The organism is Phenylobacterium sp., from assembly GCF_044236515.1.
GTDB lineage: Bacteria > Pseudomonadota > Alphaproteobacteria > Caulobacterales > Caulobacteraceae > Phenylobacterium.
The window spans coordinates 1-8,058 of the sequence record NZ_JBIIGK010000137.1; the positions used below are offsets into that span (position 1 = coordinate 1).

Genomic DNA, 8,058 nt, shown 5'->3' on the forward strand with positions numbered 1-8,058 from the left:
AGGCTGCGGTTAATGCTGAATTCGCCCTCCCGTTTAACCGCTCGTCAAATCCGCCATGGCAAAGCTCGGGAGGCCATGGAGAAGAACGTGGAAATCACTTCCGAAACGCGTCGCGGCAAGAAGCCGGCGCGGGGAACACACACCCTCGCCAAGCACGTCCGCGAAGTCCTCCTGATGCTCGGCGGCGAAGCGCACCGAGGTCTGGTGATCGAACAGGTCGCGCGCACGCTGGGGCACGACGTCAGGCAGATTCCCGAGGATCTGCAGGCGGCGCTGATCCTCTCCTTCGAGGAGAACTGGCGCGACGAGCGCCGGCGGGCGGCTCTCGGCTTCCACCTGCCGTTCGGCGAAGGCTCCCACCGCTGGGGCTGCCGCGAGGCCTGCGCCGTCCACTAGGGCGCGAGCGGGCGGACCTCCTGCTCGATGGCGCCGAAGATGGTGTGGCGACGGGCGTCGCGCATCTCGATGCGGACGACGTCGCCGGCCGTCAGGAAGGGCGTGCGCGCCTCGCCGCCGGCCAGGGTCTCGACCGTCCGGACCTCCGCGAGGCAGGAATAGCCGACGCCGCCTTCGCCGACCGGCTTGCCGGGGCCGCCATCGGGGCCACGGTTCGAGACCGTTCCCGAGCCAACGATGGTCCCGGCCGACAGGGACCGGGTCTTGGCCGCGTGGGCGATCAGCGTCCCGAAGTCGAAGGCCATGTCGGCGCCGGCGTCTGCCGCGCCGAGCGGCTTGCCATTCAGTTCGACGTCGAGGGCGCCGGAGAGCTTGCCGTCCTTCCAGCCGGGCAGGGCGTCGGGCGTCACCGCGACGGGCGAGAAGGCCGAGGCCGGCTTGGACTGGTAGAAGCCGAAGCCTTTCGCCAGCTCGTTCGGGATCAGGTTGCGCAGGCTGACGTCGTTGCACAGCAGGACGAGGCGGATCGCCGCCAGGGCCTGTTCGCGGCTCGCGCCCATCGGCACGTCGCCGGTGATCACCGCCACCTCGGCCTCGAGGTCGAGGCCCCAGGCCTCGTCGCCGAGCGGGATCGGGTCGCGCGGACCGAGGAACCCGTCCGAGCCGCCCTGGTAGAGCAGGGGGTCGGTGCGGAAGCTCTCCGGCATCTCGGCGCCGCGGGCCCGCCGCACCAGCTCGACGTGGTTGAGGTAGGCCGAGCCGTCGATCCACTGATAGGCGCGGGGAAGGGGGCTGGCGGCGGAATGCTCGTGGAAGCGGTCCTTCGGCATGGCGCCGTGCTCCAGCCCTTCGGCCAGGCCGCGCAGTTCGGGTTCAATCCGCCACCAGTGGTCGAGGGCGTACTGCAAGGTCGGGGCGATGTGCCCCGCATCGGTGAACCAGGCCACGTCGTTCGAGACCACCACCAGCCGCCCGTCGCGGCCGCCCTTCAGGGACGCCAGCTTCATGTCGTCTCGTTCTCCTCACGATGAATGATGCGCGCCAGGCGCACGCCCTGCTCGTAGGCGTGCGGCTCGAACACGGTGATCTCGACGCGGATGTCGGTCCCCGGCGCGCCTTCCCAGAGATAGCTGCGCTCGAAGGAGACTTCCTGGCCGTGCGGCGTGAAGCCATCGAAGGTGTCGCCCCACGGCGTCAGCCCCTGAAGCTGGTTCCAGCCGAGGGTGCAGGCGCGCTCGAGCTCCTCGCGGGCGGCGGCGGCCATGTCCTCGACGGCGTCCATCAACCGCCTTTCCAGCTGTCGACGTAAGCCAGGTCCTCGACGGCGGCGGCGGCCTCGCCAACCTCCAACGGGTCGCGGGTGTCGATCATCACGGCATATTCGTCGGTCGCCGCCTTGGGCTGGACCAGCATGTTTTTCAGCGCCTTGGGATGCGGGCCGTGGGTGAAGCCGGACGGATGGAAGGTCATCATGCCGGCCTCGATGTGGTCGCGGCTGAAGAAGTCGCCGGCGTGGTAGAAGATCACCTCATCGAAATCGTCGTTGTTGTGGAAGAACGGCACCTTCAGCGCGCCGGGATCGGTCTCGAAGGGCCGCGGCGTGAACGTACAGACCACGAACCGGTCCGCCAGGAAGGTGGTGTGGACGCTGGGCGGCAGGTGGTAGCGGTGGCTGACCACCGGCCGGATGTCGCGGACGTTGAGGCGGACAGGCGCGAGGTCGCCGTGCCAGCCGACGGCGTCGAGCGGGTTGTACGGGTAGGTCACGACCGAGACCTCGCCCCGCTTCTTGATCTCCACGCGGAAGTCGCCGGACTCGGCCTGATGGGCCTCGAAGGCCGCGTCGAGCTCCGGAATCCGCAGCATGGCGGGGTCGAACAGGGCGTGGCCGCCGAGCAGGCCCTTGTCGGGCAAGCCGAAGTGGCTGTTGGTCGCCTGGATGACGAGGACCGCGGTCTGTCCCTGCGGCCTCAGCCGCCACATGCAGCCGCGCGGCAGGTAGAGGTAGTCGCCGGCCTCATAGCTCAGCCGGCCGTAGTCGCAGAACAGCTCGCCGGCCCCGGCGTGGACGAACAGCAGGGTGTCGCCGTCGGCGTTGCGGGCCAGGGCGGGCATGGCCCCGGCGAGGGTCCAGAACCGGACTTCGCAGGCGCGGTTGTGCAGCACGACCGGCGCGGCCCAGGGGCTCTCCTCGCCGGCGGCCAGCTTCGCCAGATCGAAGGCGCGCGGACGCAGCGGACCCTCGAAACTGCTCCAGCCGGTCGGCGGGCGGCGGTGATGGATGAACGAGGCCGGGCCGAAGAAGCCTTCCTTGGAGATCTCGCGCTCGTAGGTGCCGTCCGGCAGGTCGGCGTGGGCCTGGCGGGAGTGGCGCCCCTGGGCGCCGCGGACGGGGATCCAGTTGCGTCCGGCCATCACGGCTCGTCCTTGTAGATGCCGACAACGAGGGGCTGTCCCTCGCCGATCCTGGCCCGGTACATGCCGGAGGTGTTGTAGCTCCAGGCCATGTCGCCGTCAGGCGCGACGGCGATGACGCCGCCGTCGCCGTCGATGGCGGTCAGGTCCTTCTGCACGACCTGGTCGGCGGCGGCCTGCAGGCCCATTCCCTTGTGCTCGACGAGGGCGCAGATCTCCCGCGCCACAGTCAGGCGGATGAAATACTCGCCGGTTCCGGTGGCCGACACGGCGCAGGACCGGTTGGAGGCGTAGGTTCCCGCGCCGATGATCGGGCTGTCGCCGACGCGGCCCCAGCGCTTGGCGGTGGTGCCGCCGGTCGAAGTGGCGGCGGCAACGTCGCCGCGAGTGTCCACCGCCACGGCCCCGACGGTGCCGCGCTTGCCCTCGTCATGAGCCAAGGCGGCGGCTTCGTTCGCGGCCTCGGCGGCCCCCGGCGGCCGGGGCGGGATCGGCAGGCCCTGCTTGCCGAGCTCGCGCTCGAGCGCTTTCCAGCGGCCCTCGGTGAAGAACCAGCCCGGCTCGACCTGCTCGAGGCCCTGGGCTTTCGAGAAGGCGTCCGCCCCGTCGCCGATCAGGAAGACGTGCGCCGAGCGTTCCATGACCCGGCGGGCGAGGCCGATTGGGCTGCGGGTGCGGGTCACCCCGGCGACCGCGCCCGCCTTGAGGGAGCGGCCCTCCATGATCGAGGCGTCGAGCTCGTTGCGGCCCTCGGCAGTGAAGACCGCGCCGCGGCCGGCGTTGAACAGCGGGTTCTCCTCCAGCCGGCGAACGGCGGCCTCGACCGCGTCGACGGCCGTGCCGCCGCCCCTGAGCACCGCCGCCCCGGCCTCGGCGGCCTCGGCGACTCCCTGGCGGTAGGCGGCTTCCTGCTCCGGCTTCAGGTCGCTGCGGGCGATGACGCCCGCCCCGCCGTGCACCACCAGAGCCCACTTGGGACGCGCCTCGGCCATCGAACCCATTCCCACAAACGCCGTACAAACAAGGGCCGCAAGGCGGCGCATCAATCCGCTTTCGGCGGCAGCACGCCGCGGCGCATCTGATCGAGCTCGATAGACTCGAACAGGGCCTTGAAATTGCCCTCGCCGAAGCCTTCGTTGCCCTTGCGCTGGATCAGCTCGAAGAAGATCGGGCCGATCATGTTCTCGGTGAAGATCTGCAGCAGCAGGCCTTGGCCCTCGGTGGGCGCGCCGTCGACCAGGATGCGGTCGGCGCGCAGGCGCTGCAGGCTCTCGCCGTGGCCGGGCACCCGGGCGTCGAGCTGCTCGTAGTAGGTCTCCGGCGTGTCCTGGAAGCGGACGCCGCGCTCGCGCATCGCCTCGACCGCGTGGAAGATGTCGCCCGTTCCGAGGGCGACGTGCTGGATGCCTTCGCCGTGGTAGTCGCGCAGGAACTCCTCGATCTGCGAATGCTCGTCCTGGCTTTCGTTGAGCGGGATACGGATCTTGCCGCAGGGGCTGGTCATCGCCTTGGAGAACAGGCCGGTCTGGGCGCCCTCGATGTCGAAGTAGCGGATCTCCCGGAAGTTGAAGATGCGCTCGTAGAACTCCGCCCAGGTCGCCATCCGCCCACGGAAGACGTTGTGGGTCAGGTGGTCGATGTAGGTCAGGCCAACGGCGTTCGCCGCTTCGTCGGCGCCGGGAATGGCGACGAAGTCGACGTCGTAGATCTCCTGCGCGCCGTAGCGGTCGACGAGGTAGAGGTTCGAGCCGCCGATCCCCTCGATGGCCGGGATGTTGAGCTCCATCGGGCCGACCGGGCCGGTCACCTGGGTCGCGCCGCGCTCCAGCGCCAGCTTCAAGGCCTCGGCCGCGTCCCTGACCCGGAAGGCCATGGCGTTGGCGGAGGGGCCGTGAATCTGGCGGAACTCGGCCGGCTGGCCCTGGGGCTCCATGTTGAGGATGAAGTTGATGTCGCCCTGGCGGAAGCGAAGGACGTTCTTCGACCGGTGCCGAGCGACGGCGGTGAAGCCCATCATCTCGAACAGGCCCTTGAGCCGCTCGGGCTCGGGCGAGGTGAACTCGACGAACTCGAAGCCGTCGGTGCCAAGCGGGTTTTCGAACAAGTCGCCGGACAGGTCTCGGGACGGGGTCTGCGCGTGCACGGTCATGATGTCGTCTCCCTGATCGAGAGATGGTGACGGCCAGACTGGTCGTCATCGGCGTGCGAGACAAGCCGCGCCGCCCCTGCTAGGCCAAACGCTCGAATCCGGGGCTGGATCGCTGATGTTCCGAAAACTGTACTTTTGGGTGATGCGGCTGGCCGCCTCCAAGCATGCGCCGGCGTCGCTGGCGGTGGTGTCATTCGCGGAGAGCTCGTTCTTCCCGATCCCGCCGGACGTGATGCTGGCGCCGATGGTGCTGGCGAGGCGCGAGCGGGCGTTCTTCTACGCCGGTCTGTGCACCCTGGCCTCGGTGCTAGGCGGCATGCTCGGTTATGCCATCGGCGTGTTCCTGGAGCCGGTGGGGATGGCGATCCTCACCCTGTTCGGGCATCCGGAGGGGCGTGAGGAGTTCCAGCGCTGGTTCGACCAGTACGGGCTGGCGGTGATCCTGGCCAAGGGCCTGACGCCGATCCCCTACAAGCTGGTGACGATCACCGCCGGCTTCGCGCGGTTCGACTTCTTCACCTTCATCTGGGCTTCGGTGCTGACCCGGGGGGTGCGGTTCTTCGCGGTGGCGGGGATCCTGAAATACTGCGGACCGGCGATGCTGAAGGAGTTCGAGCGGCGGCTGAACCTCTATTCGGTGCTGCTGCTCCTGCTGCTGATCGGCGGGATCGTGGCCGTGAAGGTCTTGCTGTAGGCTGGCCGCGATGCTGAACCCGATCCTCGATCGCTGGCGGCTCGTCGCCCTGCTGGTGTCGGCAGGGATGCTGGCCACGGCCCATGCCTTCCAGACCTTCGGCGGCTACGCGCCCTGCGCACTCTGCCTGCGCCAGCGCGAGGTCTATTGGGTCGCGCTCGGCCTCGCCCTCGTCTTCATGGTGCTGGTGCGGACGCCGGGCGGGCCGCGCTGGCGCGGCGCGACGTGCTGGGTGCTGGCGGTGGTGTTCCTGGCGGGGACGGGCGTCGCCGCCTATCACGCCGGCGTCGAGTGGAAGTGGTGGTCAGGGCCGACGACCTGCGCGTCCGGCGGCTCCGGCGGCGTCAGCGTCGCCGACATGGAAGCCTTCCTGGCGGGCGCCAAGGTTCGCCCGCCGGCCTGCGACGAGGCGGCCTGGGTGATGGCCGGCCTGTCGATGGCCGGATGGAACGCCTTGGTGTCGCTGGCGCTTGCCGTGCTGAGCGTCCTTGCGGCGCTGCGCGAGAGGGCCAAGCTGTGAGCGCCAAGCCGGTTCCGCCCCGTCCCGGGCAGGGCGCCTTAGGGACCCGGCTTTCCGAGATCCTGCGGGTCGACCATGCCGGCGAGCTCGGGGCGGTTTCGATCTATCGCGGACAGCGGGCGGTGCTGGGCGAGGCCCCCGGCCGCGAGCGCATCGCCGGCCAACTCGCCGAGATGGAGGCCCACGAGGCCGAGCACCTCGCGCGCTTCGACCGGCTGCTGACGGAGCGCCGGGTGCGGCCGACGGCGTTGGCGCCCGTCTGGCGACTGGCCGGATTCGCGCTGGGGGCCGGCACCGCGCTGCTTGGGGAGAAAGCCGCCCACGCCTGCACCGAGGCGGTCGAGACGGTGATCGAGGAGCATTACGCCGGCCAGGTGGCGGAGCTCGCCGAACTGGAGCCGGAGCTGGCCGCGCAGCTGGAGCAGTTCCGCCAGGAGGAGCTGGCGCACCGCGACATGGCCGTGGAGGAGGGCGCTCGCGAGGCGCCCGGCTATGGCCTGCTGTCGGCGGTTATCCGCGGCGGTTGCCGGGCGGCGATCAAGATCAGCGAAAAGATCTGACGGAGCGCAGGCGGCCGCTCGGCGTTATCGGCTCGGCTTATCTTTGAAGCGGAGCAGATCATGCGGTGGTCCGGCGGGCGTGGCGGCGGCAATATCGAGGACCGGCGCGGTCTGGGACCGGCGGCGCTCGGCGGCGGGGTCGGGGCCGGCGGGGTGATCCTGGCGCTGATCGGCTATTTCGTCTTCGGCATCGATCCCTCGACCACCATGAGCGTGGTCGGCGGCGGCCAACAGGTCCAGCAGCAGGAGGGCGTGCGCGGCGCGCCCGCCGACGAGGCGGGCCGGTTCGTCGATGTGGTCGCCACCAATGTCGATGACGTCTGGACCCAGGTGTTCCGCCAGCAGGGCGGCGAGTATCAGCCGCCGGCGGCGGTGGTGATCTATGACCGCGCCACCGGCACCGGCTGCGGCATGGGCCAGTCGGCGATGGGGCCGTTCTATTGCCCCGCCGACCGCAAGGTCTATCTGGACCTGTCGTTCTGGCAGGACCTGGAAAGCCAGCTCGGCGCGCGCGGCGAGGCGGCGCGGGCCTATGTCATCGCCCACGAGATCGGCCACCACGTCCAGACCCTGACCGGGGCGTCGGAGCAGTCGCGGCGGATGGGCGCGCGCGGCGCCGAGAGCGGGGCGGTACGGCTGGAACTGCAGGCCGACTGTTATGCCGGCGTTTGGGCGGCCCACGCGGCCAGTGTCTCGAACGGACAGGTGACGCTGGACCCGCGCGACATCGAGGACGGGCTGCGGGCCGCGGCCGCGGTCGGCGACGACACCCTGCAGCGCAAGGCGCAGGGCCGGGTGATGCCGGACGCCTTCACCCACGGGAGCTCGGAGCAGCGGATGCGGTGGTTCCGGACCGGCGTGCAGGCCGGCGATCCAGCCGCGTGCGACACGTTCCGGGCCAGCCGCCTTTAGGGGCGGCCGGCGTTCAGGGCCGCAGGCGCGGCGGCAGCGAGGCGACCTGGTCCGGCGTCAGCTTGACGATGGAGTCGACAAGGCAGGGCGACGTGAAGTTGTTCTTGATGACGCCGATGTCGAGTTCGAGCGGCCGGCAGGCGATGGTGGCGCCCGGCGGCGAGCGCATCAACAGCGGGTCGCTGGAGAGGGCGCCGGCCAGGCAGTTGCCGGACATGCCGACCCGGTAGACGTCGTTACGCCGGACGCGCAGCAGCAGGGTGCGCGGATCGGCGATGCGGTGGTCCTCGATGTCGGAGGTCCGGAAGCATTCGCCGGAGGCCAGGGCGGTTCCCGGCGGCGGGGCCGCGGCCAGCGACATCGGCAGGGGCTCCCGCGGCGCGGAGGCGTAGGGGGCGGCGCAGGCGGCGAG

General features: G+C 70.3%; 11 protein-coding genes. 5 read left to right on the forward strand and 6 right to left on the reverse strand.

Going from position 1 to position 8,058, the window contains the following annotated elements; translation table 11 throughout:
• Window positions 1-396, forward strand: a 396-nt coding sequence (locus ACILRF_RS12735) for a hypothetical protein (protein WP_395673447.1), incomplete at its 5' end; no start/stop codon positions are given.
• Here the strand turns inward: ACILRF_RS12735 and ACILRF_RS12740 are convergent.
• Genes ACILRF_RS12740 through hppD form a run of 5 tightly spaced genes read right to left on the reverse strand, consistent with a single transcriptional unit; the run spans window position 393 to window position 4,960 of the window.
• Window positions 393-1,403, reverse strand: coding sequence for a fumarylacetoacetate hydrolase family protein (locus tag ACILRF_RS12740; RefSeq protein WP_395673449.1), 1,011 nt, complete (start codon window positions 1,401-1,403; stop codon window positions 393-395). The two genes, ACILRF_RS12735 and ACILRF_RS12740, sit on opposite strands and share 4 nt — an antisense overlap.
• On the reverse strand, window positions 1,400-1,678 hold the full coding sequence (locus tag ACILRF_RS12745; RefSeq protein ID WP_395673451.1) for a hypothetical protein: 279 nt from the start codon (window positions 1,676-1,678) through the stop codon (window positions 1,400-1,402). Before ACILRF_RS12745 ends, ACILRF_RS12740 begins: the two co-directional genes overlap by 4 nt.
• Complete coding sequence (locus ACILRF_RS12750) at window positions 1,678-2,811, reverse strand: homogentisate 1,2-dioxygenase (RefSeq protein WP_395673453.1); 1,134 nt, start codon at window positions 2,809-2,811, stop codon at window positions 1,678-1,680. The genes ACILRF_RS12745 and ACILRF_RS12750 overlap by 1 nt, the downstream gene beginning before the upstream one ends.
• The gene (locus tag ACILRF_RS12755) at window positions 2,811-3,803 is read right to left on the reverse strand and encodes an isoaspartyl peptidase/L-asparaginase family protein (RefSeq protein WP_395673455.1); all 993 of its coding nucleotides are present in this window, start codon (window positions 3,801-3,803) and stop codon (window positions 2,811-2,813) included. The genes ACILRF_RS12750 and ACILRF_RS12755 overlap by 1 nt, the downstream gene beginning before the upstream one ends.
• A gap of 50 nt (window positions 3,804-3,853) precedes the next feature.
• Window positions 3,854-4,960, reverse strand: a complete 1,107-nt coding sequence (gene hppD / locus ACILRF_RS12760) for a 4-hydroxyphenylpyruvate dioxygenase (protein WP_395673457.1) — start codon at window positions 4,958-4,960, stop codon at window positions 3,854-3,856.
• A 115-nt stretch (window positions 4,961-5,075) separates the two neighbouring features.
• Between hppD and ACILRF_RS12765 the strand changes: the two genes are divergently transcribed.
• From ACILRF_RS12765 to ACILRF_RS12780, 4 genes are read left to right on the forward strand one after another with little or no spacing between them, the layout of a single operon-like run.
• Entirely contained in the window at window positions 5,076-5,654 is a 579-nt protein-coding gene (locus tag ACILRF_RS12765; protein WP_395673459.1) for a YqaA family protein, read from the forward strand.
• A 10-nt stretch (window positions 5,655-5,664) separates the two neighbouring features.
• Window positions 5,665-6,174 (forward strand): disulfide bond formation protein B, encoded by a 510-nt coding sequence (locus ACILRF_RS12770; protein WP_395673461.1) that lies wholly within the window; start codon window positions 5,665-5,667, stop codon window positions 6,172-6,174.
• Window positions 6,171-6,734 carry a demethoxyubiquinone hydroxylase family protein gene (locus ACILRF_RS12775; protein WP_395673463.1) on the forward strand — a complete coding sequence of 188 codons (564 nt, stop codon included), beginning with the start codon at window positions 6,171-6,173 and terminating at the stop codon, window positions 6,732-6,734. Before ACILRF_RS12770 ends, ACILRF_RS12775 begins: the two co-directional genes overlap by 4 nt.
• A gap of 60 nt (window positions 6,735-6,794) precedes the next feature.
• Window positions 6,795-7,646, forward strand: a complete 852-nt coding sequence (locus ACILRF_RS12780) for a neutral zinc metallopeptidase (protein ID WP_395673465.1) — start codon at window positions 6,795-6,797, stop codon at window positions 7,644-7,646.
• 13 nt (window positions 7,647-7,659) lie between these two features.
• On the opposite strand, the gene ACILRF_RS12785 is transcribed toward ACILRF_RS12780, so the two are convergent.
• The coding region (locus tag ACILRF_RS12785) for a hypothetical protein (RefSeq protein ID WP_395673467.1) at window positions 7,660-8,058 on the reverse strand (399 nt) is incomplete at its 5' end.

Bases quoted from the DNA above. Each gene is read 5' to 3' on its own strand.
- ACILRF_RS12740 (WP_395673449.1), bottom strand. From the start codon at position 1,403: ATGAAGCTGGCGTCCCTGAAGGGCGGCCGCGACGGGCGGCTGGTGGTG.
- ACILRF_RS12745 (WP_395673451.1), bottom strand. From the start codon at position 1,678: ATGGACGCCGTCGAGGACATGGCCGCCGCCGCCCGCGAGGAGCTCGAG.
- ACILRF_RS12750 (WP_395673453.1), bottom strand. From the start codon at position 2,811: ATGGCCGGACGCAACTGGATCCCCGTCCGCGGCGCCCAGGGGCGCCAC.
- ACILRF_RS12755 (WP_395673455.1), bottom strand. From the start codon at position 3,803: ATGGCCGAGGCGCGTCCCAAGTGGGCTCTGGTGGTGCACGGCGGGGCG.
- hppD (WP_395673457.1), bottom strand. From the start codon at position 4,960: ATGACCGTGCACGCGCAGACCCCGTCCCGAGACCTGTCCGGCGACTTG.
- ACILRF_RS12765 (WP_395673459.1), top strand. From the start codon at position 5,076: ATGTTCCGAAAACTGTACTTTTGGGTGATGCGGCTGGCCGCCTCCAAG.
- ACILRF_RS12770 (WP_395673461.1), top strand. From the start codon at position 5,665: ATGCTGAACCCGATCCTCGATCGCTGGCGGCTCGTCGCCCTGCTGGTG.
- ACILRF_RS12780 (WP_395673465.1), top strand. From the start codon at position 6,795: ATGCGGTGGTCCGGCGGGCGTGGCGGCGGCAATATCGAGGACCGGCGC.